The organism is Ruegeria sp. BHSA191, from assembly GCF_059613325.1.
The window spans coordinates 75,609-90,697 of record NZ_JBXWSH010000016.1 but is presented as its reverse complement, the minus strand read 5'-3'; the positions used below and the strand labels follow the sequence as shown (position 1 = coordinate 90,697).

Genomic DNA, 15,089 nt, shown 5'->3' with positions numbered 1-15,089 from the left:
GATGTCACCTGCGGCGACATCACCCCGACGGGCATCGCGAAAATGATCAAGGCCGCCATCCAAACGGTGGGCGAAGATCATGTGGCGCTGGGGTCCGACTATGACGGCTCGGTCGAGACCGCGTTTGACACGTCGGAACTGGCCGCGCTGACCTCGGCCTTGCAGGACGAAGGCCTGACCGAAGCACAGATCCGCAAGGTCATGGGCGAAAACATGGTACGGGTATTCCGCCAACAGCTGGAGTAGCGGCACGAAAAAACCGGCCCGGAGCGATCCGGGCCGGTTGTTCTGGTCGGGCCTCGCGCATCAGGCCGGGGTCAGCATCCCCTTTTCCCGCGCCAGTTCCCGCATCTTTTTCTGCAGCTTTTCAAAGGCGCGCACCTCAATCTGGCGGATCCGCTCGCGGCTGACATTGTATTGCGAGCTCAGCTCTTCCAGCGTGACGGGCTGATCCATCAGCCGCCGCTGGGTCAGGATGTCCTTTTCGCGGTCGTTCAGCACCTCGAGCGCCTCGGCCAGCAACTCACGCCGAACCTCAAGCTCTTCGCGGGCCTCATAATCGCCGGCCTGGTCGGCATCTTCGTCTTCCAGCCAGTCCTGCCACTGCATGGTGCCTTCGCCGTCGGAACCGACCGTGGCGTTCAGCGAGGCATCCCCGCCGGACATGCGGCGGTTCATGCTAATGACCTCCTCTTCGGTCACGCCAAGGTCGTTGGCGATCTGCTTGACGTTGTCGGGATGCAGGTCGCCGTCTTCCAACGCACCGATGCGTGCCTTGGCTTTCCGCAGATTGAAGAACAGCTTTTTCTGCGCTGACGTGGTGCCCAGTTTAACCAGCGACCACGACCGCAGGATGTATTCCTGGATCGAGGCGCGGATCCACCACATGGCATAGGTCGCCAGGCGGAAGCCCTTTTCCGGGTCAAACCGTTTCACGGCCTGCATCAGGCCTACATTGGCCTCGGAAATCACCTCGGCTTGGGGCAGCCCATAGCCGCGGTAGCCCATGGCGATCTTGGCGGCCAGCCGCAGATGCGACGTCACCATCTTGTGCGCCGCTTCGGTGTCCTGCTCTTCGACCCAACGCTTGGCCAGCATGTACTCCTCTTCCGGCTCGAGCAGCGGAAACTTGCGAATCTCCTGCAGATACCGGTTCAGCCCGCCTTCAGGCGTGGGCACGGGGAGGTTTTTGTAATTTGCCATGTATCACGTCCCTTTGGACCAATGTTTATGTCCTTAACATGGATATGGGGCCACGTTTCGGACCATTCAAGGGCAGGTGTTAACAGTGTGGGATTAAAGATTGATAACGGAAACCTAAGAATGCGTTAGTCACGAGACTTTGCGGGTTGTTTCAACGCCGAAATCAGGGCCTGCATGTCCTGCGGAATAGGGGCCTCGAACCGCATCCGAGCGCCGGTCACGGGGTGTTCAAACCCCAAAACCGCCGCGTGCAGCGCCTGCCGGGGAAAGCTGCGCACCGCCTCTGCCGCGTCCGCGCCGAAGGACCGGGCCGACAGTTTGCGCTTGCCTCCATAGACCGGGTCGCCCACCAGACCATGCCCGGCATGGGCCATGTGCACCCGGATCTGATGGGTGCGCCCGGTTTCCAACCAGCATTCGATCAGCGACACCGCGCCGGGCTGCCCGAACACCTCGACGACCCGGGCGCGCGTGACGGCGTGGCGACCGCCGTGGAACAGCACGGCCTGTTTCTGCCGGTCGTGTTTGTGCCGCGCCAGCTGCGTGGTGATCCGCATCACGTTGCCGGGTTCGAAACTCACGCCTTTGATGCCGCGCAGCCGAGGATCGTTGGCATCAGGAACGCCGTAGCACACCGCGCGGTAATACCGCTCGACGCTGTGCGCCTCGAACTGGGCCGCAAGCCCCTGATGGGCCGCATCCGATTTGGCGACCACCAGAAGCCCGCTGGTATCCTTGTCGATCCGGTGAACGATGCCCGGCCGCTTGACCCCGCCCACGCCAGACAGATCATCGCCGCAGTGATGCAGCAGCGCATTCACCAAAGTGCCGTTGGGGGATCCCGGCGCCGGATGAACGACCATCCCCGCAGGCTTGTTGATCACGATCAGGTCGGCATCTTCGTGCACGATGTCCAGCGGAATGTCCTCGGGGCCGATATGACTCTCATCCGCCTCGGACACGGTTATGCAGACAGCCGCACCTTCCGCCACCTTGGCCTTGGCATCGGTCACGACCTTGCCGTCCACCGAAACCGCGCCCTCCTCGATCAGGCGGGCCAGACGGGTCCGCGACAGATTTTCATCTGCTGGCACATCCCGCGAAAGCGCCTTATCAAGGCGGGGCGGCGGAGCGTCCGCGATCACGAAGTCTATTTGCCGGGTGCCCATGACTGTCCCTTCAGATCCTCAAGAACCGCAGGAAACGCCTCAGCTGCGCCTGCTGCGCCGCATGGTCATGTTGCTGACCGCGGTGATGATTGGCGGCGTTCTAGTGACATTCGCCCTGATTGTCATCCGCCTATCGGACAGAACCCCCACCCTGCCCGATCAGATCGAATTGCCCGACGGTGCCCGCGCCCAGGCCGTTACCATCGGCAGCAACTGGTTCGCCGTGGTGACCGATGACAACCGTATCCTGATCTTCGACAAGACCACCGGACGCCAGCGGCAGGAAATTCCTCTGGATTGAAGCGCCTCAGGCGTCCAGCGCCATACGGAACACGATTTCCGATGCCTGCTTGAGAGCAGCGACCTCTTCGGCGCTGTCGCGGCGGAACCGCAGATCTTCGGCACCAAGGCGGACCGGAGAGAACAAAACTTTGCGGTCGGGAAAGAATTCTTGCCGGAACCCTTCGTCAGCCTCGGCCAGAAAGTCATCCAGCCAGGCGCGCTCATCAGGTTCCAGCACGTCATGCCGGCGGATCATCACCGGATCGCTCACCGCCTGACGGCGCAACTGGCGGCTGCGCTTGCGCCCGATGGCCCGGGTCACCACGCCGAAGGCCTCGCTGGCGACCCGCGACAAGGACAGGTTGGCCGGCAGGTCGGTCGGACACCCGGGTGGCGGCGCAACCCCAAGCCGTGACAGGAAATCATCGATGACATTGCCGTTGGCGAGCTCCGCCCGTTCATATAGAAGCGGCACGATCGCGACGCCCGGAAAAGCCGCTCGGATGCGACCGACCGCACCGGCATAGCTGTGCCCGTTCGGGTTGGACCGGATCGCGGCCAGCCGGTCACGGACAAAGCCCGAGCCATCCGCGGGCAGCCGTCCGTTCTTGGCCCGCTGCTTGTAATCGGCCTCGAAGAAATCGGAATAGCGGCGGCAGTAGAACACCACGCGCATTTCGCGCGCGGGAATTTCCGCGAAGACCTGCGCCAGACGCGCCAGGTCGGCGGTGTAGAACATCTCGGACGACACCACACAGGCCTTGTCCGCGTGATCTTCGTATTCGCGAGCGATCGCTTCGCGGAAAGCGTCCAGCGGCTGGGCCGTCTGATTCAGGTGAAACGCCATCATGTTGTGGCTGACCTTGGGGCGCTCGCCCGTGTCCGGCCGCTGACGCCCGGCCTTCATGTAGCGCAGCCCGTTCTCGGACAAGATATCCGCATGACCGCGCAAATAGGACTGAAGCGCGGTCGTACCGGTTTTCGGCAAGCCGAGGTGCAACCAGAGCATCAGGCACCCTCCTGCCCGGCCGTCATCTGCTGCATCAGGGCGCGGATCTCGGCGGTATTCAGCAGCTCGGCAATCTGCCGGCGATGCAGGTCACAGGACTGGTGGTGCAGGCGCGCGGTTTCAGGGTCCGACATGAGGTCGTGGAAATGGCCCCGCTTTCGATCGGCGATGGCGTCAATCGACCGGTCCTCGACCGCGTTGTGGTTCATCATGTTCCAGTAGTCCAACCCAAGGCTTTCACCCGTGTGATGCGCCCGCCCCCGCACCTTCTTAACCAGATAGCTTTCGCAGGATTTCAGCGCATAGTGGTTCACCTGCACCAGATCGTACCCGACCGAGTCCCGGGCCGAGCGCCAGCTGCTGGTGAAATAGCGTTCGGGCATCGGCTGCCCCGATCCGTTGTACCAATGGCACTCCGCCATGCTCTCGACGTTGGGGCGCTTCGGTCGGTGGACGCCGATCACGTTCCAAAGGTGTCGGCGGAACATGGTCTTGAACCCCCAGGCCTGCGGCGGGCGAGGCATGTGTTCCGGGGCGGCGCGGCAAAACTGTTCGGACAGGAACCTGTCTTCATAGCCCACGACCCCCGCATTTCCGAACAACCGCCAGGTCATCGAGATCATGCGCGCATCCGGCACCGCTTTTGCCAATGATTGCAGGTTGTTGTCGTCCGTCTTTACATTGATGTGCTCATCTGCGTCGATAACTACGACCCAGTCCTGCGGCCGCGCCACGTCCATGCGCAGGAACCGTTTGTAGGCACGCTTCTGCGGGCTGCTCGGACGCGCCGAGTTGTTGTCGACATGGATCAGAACGCCGCGGTCGTGCAGTCGCTGCAACAGGGCGTCGGTGCCGTCCGTGCAGTCATTCGTCATCACGACCATCTGGTCGATTCCGATTGCAAGATTGTGCGCCACCCACTCCAGAACGAAGGGGCCCTCATTCTTCATCGGGGTCACGCTGACAAAGCGAGGGGGCTGTTCGACCATGCGGTTCTGCCTCGGATCAATCGGCCCGGTCGGGCGATCCCGCCGCGGGCACCGGTTTTTCATTCAGATTATTTTCTTCGCCCCGGCAGACCAAGGGCAAACTGCCCCGCCCCGCCGCAGCTTCGGGCGTCGATGCGCGCATGTCACCCATCGACCCGCCCCAGCTGGTTGGAAAACCGCGAATAGGTCGGGCAAAGCGCCACGGCCCGTTCCAAGAACTTTTTGGCCTGCGGCTTGTTCCCGCGCCTAAGGTAAATGCGGCCGGCCGCCCCTTGGATGGCGGCGGTGACCTCGTCCAGTTCCGCGGCATTCAGGATCTGCTGCTCGCCCTGCCTTTTGGCCCCGAGGCGGATCAACAACTGGCCCATGGCAAAGACGAGGAACGCATTGTCGGGGTCGCAGGCCAGCGCATCCGCCATCGACAGCCGCGCCGCCCCGGCATCGCCGGCATCAGCATACAACTCGGCCAGGCGCTTGTGGTACAGTGGGGCGTCGGGACAGGCCGCCACGACCCTGCGCGCAACGTCGATCGCCGCCGACAGTGACACCTCGCCGGTGTGCCGGTGCACCGTCGAAATCAGGCTTTGCACGGCCGGATCGTCACCGGACAGGTCTTCCGATGCCCGAACCGCCGCTTCGAGCGCGGCCAGCCGCGCAGGCGATTTGGGCAACCGTCGCGCGCGCTGGTCCAACGAAAGGTCCGCCCAGTCCAGCAGCACCATGTCGAAATTGCAGGGCTGGCGTGCGATGACTTTGTGCTGGACCAGATACAGGTTGTTGAACGGCGCGAAACGGCGCTGCCGCAGCCGGCGCTGAAACGCCCAGTCGACCGGCGGGAACAGACGGAACGGCAGTTGGTCGCGGTAAAGCATCCGCGAACCCAACACGACCACATCGGGCCGCAAGGGCTTGGCCCAAAACGCTTTTGCGAATTGTCGCCCTGCGGCCCACCGCTTTTTCTGGGCACCCAAGATAGCGCCGCGCAAGGCACACAGAACGGCTCGGTCCTCGGGCCAGAGGTCGGAGTTTTCCAACCCGGTCCGGGCCAGGTGTTCGCTTTCCTTCCACTTGCCCAGATAAAAGGCGTTCAGCGCTTGCAGCAGCGGCAGAAACGCATTGTCCGCTCCGGCATCGAGGATCGGCTGGGCGAGGTCATAGGCCTCTTGGCAGCGGTCCTGCGCGCAGAGGTATTGCGACGCTTTGGCATAGACATGGGCGGCCTCGGACGGGTTGAGAAATGCAGACGGTCCCCGGGCGACCCGCTTTATGACTCGTTCATTGGCGCGGCCGATCTCGTCTTCGGACAGCACGTCGCGGAACACCAGCCGCTGCTGACCGGAAATCCGGGCCGCAGCCATCGAAAAGGCCGAAATGAACGGAGCGATCACCCGGTCGGCCCGCGACATCGTGTAGAGTTCCAGGAAATCCCGCTGGGCCCGGGTCATGCCGGACAGATCAGCGATATCGGCCATCTGGATCAATTGCGGGTGGCGCTGTTGAAACCGTGCGATCAGTTCGGGCTGGTCGGAAAACATGATGGCCATCTGCCCGCGCGACTTGTCCAGATGCGCGTCATACAGTTCTTCGGGCTCGATCTTGGCGGGCCAAGTCGTATGCTTCCAGGGCAGGCCGTTCAAGATATCGCCGCGCCGGATGTGATAGGCCGACACCCCCTTGCCCGACAACCGGGCGTCGGCCTGGTCCATGACCGCGCGGATCGGCGGCGCAAAGCCGATCCGATGGATGAAATCGCGGTATCGGGGGCGGATGGCTTCGACATCTTCCCAGGGAAAGGCCAAAACCTCGAACCCCTCCTCGACGATCACCGAACGGCCCGCGGCCAGATGTTCGCGCAGCCTGTCGGGGGTATGATCGCCCTGAAAGCTCCAGACGGGGACGGCATCCGCGGCCAATTCGTCGTAAGCCTGCCCATCCAAGAAATGGGCCGCCATCCAATCGGTGGCGAACAGCTCTTGCGGGGCGTCCAGTTCCGGCGCGTCGGCTCCTTGCGGAAACCAGTTGACGCGATAGTCCGTGTCAAAATCCTCGGCCAGGCGGATGCAGGTCAGCATCATCAGGAGCCGCGCGCCCAGACGGTCCTTGCGCTGGCCGATGAACACGCCCCGGTCTGGGGTCATGACGCGCCACCCGCAGCAGCCTGGCGCCGCAGGGCGCGGAATCGCTGCCGCGCGGCCCCGACCAGTTTCGGATGCCGGTCCTCACCCACCGCCTCGATCCCGCGCATGTAGATGGGCAGGCGCCGCCGTACGCGCATCATCCGATAAAAGGCCTGCGGTTCCAGCGTGCCGGCCATGGCCTGCTGCATCACCGGCTTCAGCGCGTCGATCTTGCGCAGCATCGGCGCGGCGAAATGGTTCGAGAACCACGTCTTCAGCGGCACCACATTCGCGCCCTGCAATCGGTGGACGTGCCGCCGATCGGGCTCGAAGAACGGGTCATAGAAAACATAGGCCTTTTGGGCCGTCCGGATGCAGTCGGCCGCGTCACCCAGCGGCAGGTCCCAGTCCTGAACCTTGCCAAAGCGATATCGGGTCTCCCACGGCACCAGACGTTCATCCAGCGTGGATTGCGGATTGAAGGCGATCACCACCGCTCCGGGCGCCAGTGCAGAAAAGGTCAGCGCCCCGAACCCACCCATCGAGGCGCCAGCAAACACGACTTGGTCGAAGCGCTCGAAAAACCCTTCGCGCGCCTTGGCCTGGAAATAGTCGATGATCTCGGGGTCGCGGTACCAGGCCTTGGACCGCGCGAACACGCCCATATGCGACCAGCCCTCGTCGCGGAAGAACTTCCAGCCCCAGGGCTCGCGCGCGAAGGACAGATCGTTGGCATTGCCGATATTGTCGAAACTGACGACCAGACGCGCCGCGTCCCGCTGATGGAACAGGATCGAATGGCGTTCGAGCTTGCGGAGGAATCCAGTTCCTTCCCCGCCCGGATAGATCTCGACGAACCAGGGCGGCGCGGGATCTGTCAGAATGCGCTCGTACCCCGTCTTGCGGTCGGGATGCTCGGGCTTAAGCTGATCCTTCGAAAGTTCGTCGGCCATGGGTCTCAAACCAGATTGTCCGCCAGCCATGACCGGAAGTCCACCCAGTCGGGGCGCAGCTTGATCTCGGCGATCTTGGCGCGGTGCCACTCGCACGCCTCGTCATGCAGACGGGCAAGCTCGGAATCGGCCTTCAGCTTGGCCAGAACCGGTGCGGCCCGCCGGGCAATGGGTTGAATCGAGGTATCCCGGACCTTGTTGGCGTTCATATCCAACCAGTAGGCCTGCCCCTGATCTACCTTGACGTGATTGGTGCGGCCCCGGTCACGCTTGACCAGAAACCCCTCGAGCGAACGCACGGAGTAGTGGTGCAGGCGCCCAAATGCATGGTCGAACCCCCGCCAAGCCCGCCAGCCGACCTTGTCAGCGGGAAACAGGTTTCCACCCGCGTCCGACCAAGCGACTTCGTGCTCGCGCCCCTCTTCGATGCCCTTGGGGCGGTGCGGGCCGAAGCGGCTGAACCGGTCATTGTTGCGAAACAGCGTCTTCAGCCCGTAAGCCCGGCCGGAATGATAGGGAAATTCGCGATCGGCCATGGTGAAGCTTTCGGTCACGGGCTTGTCGTCAAAGCCGATGTTGCCCGAACTGCCGAACAGGCGCCAGGCGAACGAAATCGCGTCGACCGGGCGGCCCGCCTTCTGTTCGACCGCGTCGATCAATGCCGCAAAGCTGTTGTTCCCCACGCGGATATTCCAGAATTCGTCCACATCCAGGCACATCAGCCAATCGGCCTCTTTCACCTTGGGGTGCCTGCGCGCCCGGCGCAGCATCTGGTGTTGCGGATTACCCCCGTCGCGCACGGCATTCGGAACATGGGTCGCCAGCCCCATCTGCTGAAGGCGGCGGGCAATGTCATCGGTTCCGTCCTCGCAGTCATTGGTGAATATCAGGAAATGATCGACCCCCAGCATGCGATGAAAGGCGACCCATTCCAGCATGTAGGGGCCTTCGTTCTTCATCGTCGTGAATACGGTAATGGTCTGAGACATTTACGCCTGTTCCGATCTGCCTTTTGCCCTTTCTTACACAAGCCGTCCCGACACCGCGAGGCCGGAATAGGCTGGTACATGCATTGCACACCCGAGTGGTGCGCGACTGCACCCAAGCGGGCAACTGCGCCGCGCTGCCGGACGCGACCGAAACTGTCCGATACCCGCCCCAGGGGCAACGTGAACCGTCTCAGCGATGCACACACCCGGAAGGATCGAAAAAATCTAAGAATGTCACGCTAGTCCTAGGGGAGCGGCACAACGCAGACCGGACCCCGGATGGGCGACTTGTCACCGAAAGCTTGAGGAGAGATGGTACCGCCTCCCTGGCTTGAACAGGGGACCTCTGGATCCACAATCCAGCGCTCTAACCAACTGAGCTAAGGCGGCACGTGAGGGGCGATTTAACGAAGCCGCCGGGGGATTGCAAGTGCCTTGTAGGCGAATTTTCTGGCATAGTCCGACACAGCGGATCGCGCAAAGAAAATCGCGGGCGCCACGAGTTTCGGCAGCCCAAAGCGCCGCCCGCCTCTGCCGGACCCGAGGGGACACTCGGGCCGCGCTGCCTCCGCCGACCAAACTCCGACCACCCCGAAAACACATCGTTCCGCCTGCCCGCGCCGTGACACACCCAGACTGCGCTTGATTCAATCCCGGTTGCGCGCTAGCAGAAACGCTCAGTCTCCGGAGGCGAAAATGGGCATCAATACCGAACGCGACATCGAAGCGAACCTGCAGATCGGCCCCACCGATCAAGGCATGGTGCGCCTGTTCGTCGAAGCCGACAACCTCGAAATCCCGATGGATTTCGACCCGGAAGAGGCCGAGGAAATAGCCGACGAGATCCGCGCCGCCGCCCAGGCTGCCCGCGCGGTCAAACGCTGACCTTCAGGGCCGCGGATCGCGCAGCATGTGCAGACGCCGCGCGGCGTCCATCGCAAATTTCTGGATCAGCTTCTTGCGCCGGGCTGCCGCCAGCTTGGCCTCGGGCGGCATCCGTATGATTTCGGCGTCATAGGCGTCGGCGATGATCAGACCGGTTTCCGTCGGCAAGAGGTCGGTTGGAAAATCAGTATCCACGGCCCAGAAGAACCGGTCGCACCAGTCCAGGTATCCGCCCCATTTGGAATCGGACTGGTAATCGACCCGGCTGGATTTGCACTCGACCACCCACAGCTCACCCTTGGGACCCAGACCCATCACATCCACCCGCAACCCGCGCGCGGGTACGAATTCCTCAATAGAAACAAAGCCGTGGCTGGCCAGATGTCGGGCAACCCCGCGGGCCAGCCTTTGACCGGGCTGCAGATCCAACGTCATGCGCAGAATGTGAACAATTCAAGAACAAAAATCAAGGACCTTCGCCATGATGATCGGACCGGAACGAGCCACCGCCGTGCCGGGCCGTTCGGGCGACCCCGCATGCCTTCTTTTGCAACTGACCCCCTTGCGCAGCCCGGCGCGGCACCCTAGTTAGGCCATTGGCGGGTTCTGCCCTTCTCGTGACCGGTAGCATTCCGGTGGCCTTAAGCAATTCCGAGGGAGCTGGCTCTGTTCAGGTCCTGGCCTGATTACCTGGCGCCCACCTGTACATACAGGTCCTCGGGAATCAAAACCGCACGGTTGCCTGGTGGTCCCGCCGCCTTCCGATCAGGTGAATTCCTGCGGATTGACCCGTACGAATGTTTCGTCATCCAGAGCAAAATCATAGAGTTTGCGCCCGTTCCATTGCGGCATATAGCAGTCAAACATCCTATTTTTCTGATCCGGCAGGCTTGGCACGGTCAAATCTGCCGCTGGCAGGTTCAATCCAAACGTCAACAACTGAGCGTCCGTGTAACGTGCAGATGCCTGCTTCACCGCATGATGTAACAGCACGTGTTCGATATGCCCGTATTCGCCGACTCGGTTGTGAGTGATGACAGTTGTCGGCGCGAACTGCTTCATCAACGCATAGGCAGATCCAGATAACAGCCCAAACAACGGATGGCGGCGCAATGGCCGGACTATTTCAGGTTCTGGCATGCTATCGCTGGTTGGCATGCGAATAAAACGACGCAGCCTCGGGTAATCACTTTCGACCGCAAAGGGCAGTTGCACCCGGGTGGCACCAATCATGTCGCACGCCTGTTGCATCGCTGCCTCGCGCGTATCGGTGTCTCGACGGCTGGACGCAGGCCGGAAGAAGCTTGCAACGACAACTTCGGCACGCCCCTTGAGATGCGCCAGAAGTGAGCCGGCAAACAGTGTTTCATCATCCTGATGGCATACGCACACAAGAATGCGCTGATGGGCAAGCCCGTCCAGGCTGAGTCCGTTGCGCACAACGCCCGGACCGGTCTCCAATAGGCCGAAATTCGCGCTATGCAGCGTTTCCGGCCCAATCAGGCTGACCGGCCGCGCTCGCCCTTGCTCGACCAAACGAGCCGAGCTTGCTTGCACATGGCCGTTTCGGTTGTCGCCCTGAATCAAGTAGCATCTGTCAGCCAAGCCAGGCCAGACTGCATCCAACTCGGCCACCCGGTTGTTCTTTTGCGCATCCAGATGCAAAAGGTCGATCGGGCCGAACGGCCGATCCTGAACAGCCTGCTCCAGCCCTTCGATCGCCGGCCTGAGGTAGAACTTCACGCGTTCAGGGAAGCGGTTTTCGAACCATCGGAACGCGATCGGCACGTAGATGTCGACCGCCGGCCATGAATCACGCAAACGCTGGCCAAGGTCGATTCCGATATATTTCAAACCGGGGTTCGAGTGCAGCGCCAACAAAGCCGCGTGGCCACCCGCCACTCCGACCTCGGCAAAACAATTGCTTTCCTGTGCCAGCCGATGAAGAGCACGCCGTTTCGGCTCCATCGATGGCGCGAGATCGGATGTGTGAAAGTCTTCCCGCATGTGTGCATAGCACACGTTTCCATTGATCGCGACTGGCTCGCCTGCTTGTTTCAGCCCGTCGGCAATCGCCTGATTCAAACTTGACAGATCATCCAGAAACGCCCGCGAATTGATGGCGTCTTCATAACTTGGCTTGGTCAAGGAAACGGTCTTTCATGGACAACTCGATACGCTTGCGCATCCAATGTCAGGGGAAGACCAATTGCAAGCGCCAGGAACCACCTATCACGACCGGCGCGCTTCAACGCGCACGGGTTCCAGCTTGACTGCAACCGGGGTTCCTCCGCGCGGGCCTCTGGGCTTTTCGGCCATGCTCATGATCGCATAGGCGAATTGGACGCCCGCAAAGACGATCCCGTTCATGAACCAGATCATGATCAGCGCGATAAAGCCAATGTCGGACCCGGTGATGAGGTGGCGTAGGTTGGCCACGTTCAACAGCAGCAGCACGGCGACGAACACAGCCGAGATCACAAAGCCCAGTGCGACCTGGGTGATGTAAAGACGGATCAGTTTCGGCATGACGCACCTCCCTCACACGATAGGAGTCTAGCGCAATTTCATGCCGGGTAAAATCGCCCGTGGCGCGTCAGAACGCCTCGGGCTTGGCTTCGCGGGCCATGTGGTCCAGAACCGCGTTGACGAATTTCGGCTCTTTGCCTTCGGGGAAAAAGGCGCGCGCCACGTCAACGAATTCGTTGATGACCACCTTGGGCGGCGTGTCGCTCTGGCTCAGCTCGGCGCCGGCCGCGCGGAACAGCGCCCGCAAGGTCGGGTCGATGCGCGAAATCGGCCATTTGGCCACCAGCGCCCGGTCGGTCATCTGGTCGATCGGCGCCTGATAGTTCACCGCGTCATCCACCAGCTTGCGAAACAGCGCGCTGTCGCCTTCCAGCATCTCGTCGCCCTCGTAGACCGCGCCGAACCGGTGATCCAGAAACTCGTTGACCACCTGTTCGGTCGTCTGGCCCGACTGCTCCATCTGGAACAGCGCCTGCACGGCGTACAACCGCGCGGCGGATTTCATTAGGCGTTTCCGGTTTGCCGGTTTCGGCGTGTCTGTCTGGGTCATGCTGTCGTTGATCCGTTGCTGTCGCCCGCCACAAGGATGGACTCGGACGGCGGCTTGAATCCGACGCCCTTTTTCGAAGCGCCCCACTTACGTCTGAGTGCGATCAGATGCAAGGCCGCAGCCGCCGCGCCGCCGCCTTTGTTCATCTTTTCCGGATTGGCGCGCACTTCGGCCTGCGCGTCATTCTCAACCGTCAGGATGCCGTTGCCGATGCACAGCCCCTGCAGGCCCAGCAGCTGGATCGCGCGGCTGGAATCGTTGCAGACGGTTTCGTAATGCGTGGTCTCGCCCCGGATCACGCAGCCCAGCGCCACATAGCCATCGAAGTTGCACTGGCGGTCGGCCATGGCAATCGCGGTCGGGATCTCGAGCGCGCCGGGCACCTCGACCACCTCGCAGCTGCCGCCGGCGGCCTCGATCTCGGCCTTGGCGCCGCGAACCAGGTCGTCGGCGATGGCGCGATAGAACGGGGCCACAACGATCAGCAGCTTGACCGGGTCATCGAATTTCGGGGTCGGCAGAACGCCGTGTTTGTCTTGCTCAGCCATGCTCAGTCACCCTTGAGAATCGAGCGGGTCCCGACGATGGACAGGCCAAAGGCGTCCAGACCCAGGTATTTCGTCTGCGGCGAGTCGGTCAGCAGCACCAGTTCCTTGATGCCCATCTTGGACAGGATCTGCGCGCCCAGACCGGTTTGCTTGATGGTGCGCGGGCCTTCGTCCTCGGCCGCGTACAGCGAGTGGCGCGGGTTGCGGAACAGGCAGACCACGCCGCGCCCCTCGGCGGCGATCTTTTCCATCGCGCGCGGCAGTTCCTGCGGCGATTTCGGGCCCAATCCCAAAATGTCCGAGGCCTCGTGCAGCGCATGGGTGCGGGTCAGGACGGGCTCGGGCGTGCTGATGTCGCCCTTGATCATCACCACATGTTCGATCCCGTGGGTCTGATCGGTGAAGATCCGCATCTCCCACTCGCCGCCATATTCCGACGTGACCATCCTGCGCGCGGTCTCGACCACCAGATTGTCGTGGCGCGCACGGTACGAGATCAGGTCGCTGATGGTGCCGATCTTCAGCCCGTGTTCCCTGGCGAATTCGACCAGATCGGGCAGCCGGGCCATGGTGCCGTCAGGCTTCATGATCTCGCAGATTACGCCCGAGGGGTTCAATCCGGCCAGGCGCGAAATGTCCACGGCGGCCTCGGTGTGGCCGGCGCGTACAAGCACCCCGCCCCGCTTGGCGCGCAGCGGAAAGACATGGCCGGGCGTAGCCAGATGCGCCATGGTGTTCTGTTCGTTGATCGCGGTGGCAATGGTCAGTGCCCGATCGGCAGCCGAGATCCCGGTGCTGACGCCTTCGCGCGCCTCGATCGAAACGGTAAAGGCCGTCTCGTGCCGCGACGAGTTGTTCACGGCCATCATCGGAAGGCCCAGACGGTCTATCCGTTCAGCTGTCATCGGCAGGCAGATCAGCCCGCGGCCATGCGTGGCCATGAAATTGATCGCCTCGGCATCGGCGAATTCCGCCGGGATCACCAGGTCTCCCTCGTTTTCGCGGTCCTCGTGATCGACCAATATATACATCCGGCCCTGGCGCGCCTCTTCGATGATCTCTTCAATCGGGCTGATCGCGTCGCGCAGCTGGGCCTCGACCGGTCCGGGTGTTTCAAAGCTCATGGGGCAGCCTTTCACAGAGCAGGTGTTGCAACGCGGGATAGACCAGCACGCGCGCAAAGGCCAGTCCGCAAACGAATCCGCACGGGGCTAACGCGGCGTTTCGTCCGGCGTCAGGTCATTTCCGACAGCCGCGCGACGTAACGGGCTAGCGTGTCGATCTCGAGATTCACCCGGTCGCCTACCTTGACGTCGCCCCAGGTGGTGACCTCCTTGGTGTGCGGGATGAAGTTGATGCCGAAATCGCACCCGTCCACGTCGTTCACGGTCAGCGAGGTGCCGTTCAGCGCGACCGAGCCCTTGGGCGCGATGAACCGTGCCAGATCTTGCGGCGCGCGCAGGGTCACCCGGGTGCTGTCACCCTCGTCCGTCACGGCGATCACCACGGCGACGCCGTCCACATGGCCTGAGACGATGTGCCCGCCCAGTTCGTCGCCCACCTTGAGGGCGCGTTCCAGGTTGACGCGTTTGCCCACCTGCCACCCGTCGAGGTTAGTCTTGGAAACCGTCTCGGCGCTGATCTGCACATCGTACCAGTCGTCGCCCAGCGCAATCACGGTCAGGCAGACCCCGTCACTGGCGATCGAGGCGCCGATATCGATCCCCGCGGTATCGTAGCCCGTCTTGATCCGCGCCCGCAGATCGCCCTGCTGCTCCAGTTCGATGATGGTGCCGATGTCGGTGACGATCCCAGTAAACATTCCGTTAACCCTCTGCGCGCAAACTATCCGAAGTCATCTGGCCC

At 62.3% G+C, this 15,089-nt stretch carries 17 protein-coding genes and 1 tRNA gene; 3 read left to right on the top strand and 15 right to left on the bottom strand.

The window, feature by feature from the left end; all coding sequences use genetic code 11:
• Nucleotides 1–246, top strand: a 246-nt coding sequence (locus tag AC2FNS_RS14855) for a membrane dipeptidase (RefSeq protein WP_496803899.1), incomplete at its 5' end; no start/stop codon positions are given.
• A gap of 60 nt (nucleotides 247–306) precedes the next feature.
• On the opposite strand, the gene rpoH is transcribed toward AC2FNS_RS14855, so the two are convergent.
• Complete coding sequence (gene rpoH / locus AC2FNS_RS14850) at nucleotides 307–1,203, bottom strand: RNA polymerase sigma factor RpoH (protein WP_496710901.1); 897 nt, start codon at nucleotides 1,201–1,203, stop codon at nucleotides 307–309.
• A gap of 125 nt (nucleotides 1,204–1,328) precedes the next feature.
• Nucleotides 1,329–2,372, bottom strand: coding sequence for an RluA family pseudouridine synthase (locus AC2FNS_RS14845; protein WP_496710902.1), 1,044 nt, complete (start codon nucleotides 2,370–2,372; stop codon nucleotides 1,329–1,331).
• On the opposite strand from AC2FNS_RS14845, the gene AC2FNS_RS14840 reads away from it, so the two are divergent.
• A complete protein-coding gene (locus tag AC2FNS_RS14840; RefSeq protein WP_040634129.1) occupies nucleotides 2,371–2,673 on the top strand; it encodes a DUF6476 family protein in 303 nt (100 codons plus the stop codon). The genes AC2FNS_RS14845 and AC2FNS_RS14840 overlap by 2 nt on opposite strands.
• Before the next feature lie 6 nt (nucleotides 2,674–2,679).
• Here the strand turns inward: AC2FNS_RS14840 and AC2FNS_RS14835 are convergent, their stop codons facing one another.
• From AC2FNS_RS14835 to AC2FNS_RS14810, 6 genes are all read right to left on the bottom strand, one after another.
• Complete coding sequence (locus AC2FNS_RS14835) at nucleotides 2,680–3,663, bottom strand: hypothetical protein (protein WP_496710903.1); 984 nt, start codon at nucleotides 3,661–3,663, stop codon at nucleotides 2,680–2,682.
• Entirely contained in the window at nucleotides 3,663–4,652 is a 990-nt protein-coding gene (locus AC2FNS_RS14830) for a glycosyltransferase family 2 protein (RefSeq protein WP_496797573.1), read from the bottom strand. Before AC2FNS_RS14830 ends, AC2FNS_RS14835 begins: the two co-directional genes overlap by 1 nt.
• Nucleotides 4,653–4,795: 143 nt before the next feature.
• Nucleotides 4,796–6,790 carry a hypothetical protein gene (locus AC2FNS_RS14825; RefSeq protein ID WP_496710905.1) on the bottom strand — a complete coding sequence of 665 codons (1,995 nt, stop codon included), beginning with the start codon at nucleotides 6,788–6,790 and terminating at the stop codon, nucleotides 4,796–4,798.
• Nucleotides 6,787–7,722 (bottom strand): hypothetical protein, encoded by a 936-nt coding sequence (locus AC2FNS_RS14820; RefSeq protein ID WP_496710906.1) that lies wholly within the window; start codon nucleotides 7,720–7,722, stop codon nucleotides 6,787–6,789. Before AC2FNS_RS14820 ends, AC2FNS_RS14825 begins: the two co-directional genes overlap by 4 nt.
• Before the next feature lie 5 nt (nucleotides 7,723–7,727).
• The gene (locus tag AC2FNS_RS14815) at nucleotides 7,728–8,711 is read right to left on the bottom strand and encodes a glycosyltransferase family 2 protein (RefSeq protein WP_496710907.1); all 984 of its coding nucleotides are present in this window, start codon (nucleotides 8,709–8,711) and stop codon (nucleotides 7,728–7,730) included.
• A gap of 313 nt (nucleotides 8,712–9,024) precedes the next feature.
• A tRNA-His gene (locus AC2FNS_RS14810) sits at nucleotides 9,025–9,101 on the bottom strand.
• A gap of 306 nt (nucleotides 9,102–9,407) precedes the next feature.
• On the opposite strand from AC2FNS_RS14810, the gene AC2FNS_RS14805 reads away from it, so the two are divergent.
• The gene (locus tag AC2FNS_RS14805; RefSeq protein WP_149776801.1) at nucleotides 9,408–9,596 is read left to right on the top strand and encodes a DUF6324 family protein; all 189 of its coding nucleotides are present in this window, start codon (nucleotides 9,408–9,410) and stop codon (nucleotides 9,594–9,596) included.
• Nucleotides 9,597–9,599: 3 nt separating this feature from the next.
• Here the strand turns inward: AC2FNS_RS14805 and AC2FNS_RS14800 are convergent, their stop codons facing one another.
• The 7 genes from AC2FNS_RS14800 to AC2FNS_RS14770 all read right to left on the bottom strand — a co-directional run bounded on the left by AC2FNS_RS14800 (nucleotide 9,600) and on the right by AC2FNS_RS14770 (nucleotide 15,045).
• Nucleotides 9,600–10,031, bottom strand: a complete 432-nt coding sequence (locus tag AC2FNS_RS14800) for an MmcB family DNA repair protein (RefSeq protein WP_496679595.1) — start codon at nucleotides 10,029–10,031, stop codon at nucleotides 9,600–9,602.
• A 330-nt stretch (nucleotides 10,032–10,361) separates the two neighbouring features.
• Nucleotides 10,362–11,744, bottom strand: a complete 1,383-nt coding sequence (locus tag AC2FNS_RS14795) for a PIG-L family deacetylase (RefSeq protein WP_496710909.1) — start codon at nucleotides 11,742–11,744, stop codon at nucleotides 10,362–10,364.
• A gap of 84 nt (nucleotides 11,745–11,828) precedes the next feature.
• Complete coding sequence (locus AC2FNS_RS14790) at nucleotides 11,829–12,125, bottom strand: hypothetical protein (protein WP_496710910.1); 297 nt, start codon at nucleotides 12,123–12,125, stop codon at nucleotides 11,829–11,831.
• Nucleotides 12,126–12,192: 67 nt separating this feature from the next.
• Nucleotides 12,193–12,675 carry a transcription antitermination factor NusB gene (gene nusB / locus AC2FNS_RS14785; protein ID WP_496679589.1) on the bottom strand — a complete coding sequence of 161 codons (483 nt, stop codon included), beginning with the start codon at nucleotides 12,673–12,675 and terminating at the stop codon, nucleotides 12,193–12,195.
• Nucleotides 12,672–13,223, bottom strand: coding sequence for a 6,7-dimethyl-8-ribityllumazine synthase (locus tag AC2FNS_RS14780; RefSeq protein WP_005983872.1), 552 nt, complete (start codon nucleotides 13,221–13,223; stop codon nucleotides 12,672–12,674). Before AC2FNS_RS14780 ends, nusB begins: the two co-directional genes overlap by 4 nt.
• 2 nt (nucleotides 13,224–13,225) lie before the next feature.
• Nucleotides 13,226–14,347 (bottom strand): 3,4-dihydroxy-2-butanone-4-phosphate synthase, encoded by a 1,122-nt coding sequence (gene ribB, locus AC2FNS_RS14775; protein ID WP_496679587.1) that lies wholly within the window; start codon nucleotides 14,345–14,347, stop codon nucleotides 13,226–13,228.
• A gap of 110 nt (nucleotides 14,348–14,457) precedes the next feature.
• Complete coding sequence (locus AC2FNS_RS14770) at nucleotides 14,458–15,045, bottom strand: riboflavin synthase (protein WP_496679586.1); 588 nt, start codon at nucleotides 15,043–15,045, stop codon at nucleotides 14,458–14,460.
• Nucleotides 15,046–15,089 lie beyond the last annotated feature (44 nt).

Excerpts from the sequence above, each read along its gene's own strand:
- rpoH (WP_496710901.1), bottom strand. The coding sequence starts at position 1,203 with ATGGCAAATTACAAAAACCTCCCCGTGCCCACGCCTGAAGGCGGGCTG.
- AC2FNS_RS14840 (WP_040634129.1), top strand. The coding sequence starts at position 2,371 with ATGACTGTCCCTTCAGATCCTCAAGAACCGCAGGAAACGCCTCAGCTG.
- AC2FNS_RS14845 (WP_496710902.1), bottom strand. The coding sequence starts at position 2,372 with ATGGGCACCCGGCAAATAGACTTCGTGATCGCGGACGCTCCGCCGCCC.
- AC2FNS_RS14835 (WP_496710903.1), bottom strand. The coding sequence starts at position 3,663 with ATGCTCTGGTTGCACCTCGGCTTGCCGAAAACCGGTACGACCGCGCTT.
- AC2FNS_RS14830 (WP_496797573.1), bottom strand. The coding sequence starts at position 4,652 with ATGGTCGAACAGCCCCCTCGCTTTGTCAGCGTGACCCCGATGAAGAAT.
- AC2FNS_RS14825 (WP_496710905.1), bottom strand. The coding sequence starts at position 6,790 with ATGACCCCAGACCGGGGCGTGTTCATCGGCCAGCGCAAGGACCGTCTG.
- AC2FNS_RS14820 (WP_496710906.1), bottom strand. The coding sequence starts at position 7,722 with ATGGCCGACGAACTTTCGAAGGATCAGCTTAAGCCCGAGCATCCCGAC.
- AC2FNS_RS14815 (WP_496710907.1), bottom strand. The coding sequence starts at position 8,711 with ATGTCTCAGACCATTACCGTATTCACGACGATGAAGAACGAAGGCCCC.
- AC2FNS_RS14805 (WP_149776801.1), top strand. The coding sequence starts at position 9,408 with ATGGGCATCAATACCGAACGCGACATCGAAGCGAACCTGCAGATCGGC.
- AC2FNS_RS14800 (WP_496679595.1), bottom strand. The coding sequence starts at position 10,031 with ATGACGTTGGATCTGCAGCCCGGTCAAAGGCTGGCCCGCGGGGTTGCC.
- AC2FNS_RS14790 (WP_496710910.1), bottom strand. The coding sequence starts at position 12,125 with ATGCCGAAACTGATCCGTCTTTACATCACCCAGGTCGCACTGGGCTTT.
- nusB (WP_496679589.1), bottom strand. The coding sequence starts at position 12,675 with ATGACCCAGACAGACACGCCGAAACCGGCAAACCGGAAACGCCTAATG.
- AC2FNS_RS14780 (WP_005983872.1), bottom strand. The coding sequence starts at position 13,223 with ATGGCTGAGCAAGACAAACACGGCGTTCTGCCGACCCCGAAATTCGAT.
- ribB (WP_496679587.1), bottom strand. The coding sequence starts at position 14,347 with ATGAGCTTTGAAACACCCGGACCGGTCGAGGCCCAGCTGCGCGACGCG.
- AC2FNS_RS14770 (WP_496679586.1), bottom strand. The coding sequence starts at position 15,045 with ATGTTTACTGGGATCGTCACCGACATCGGCACCATCATCGAACTGGAG.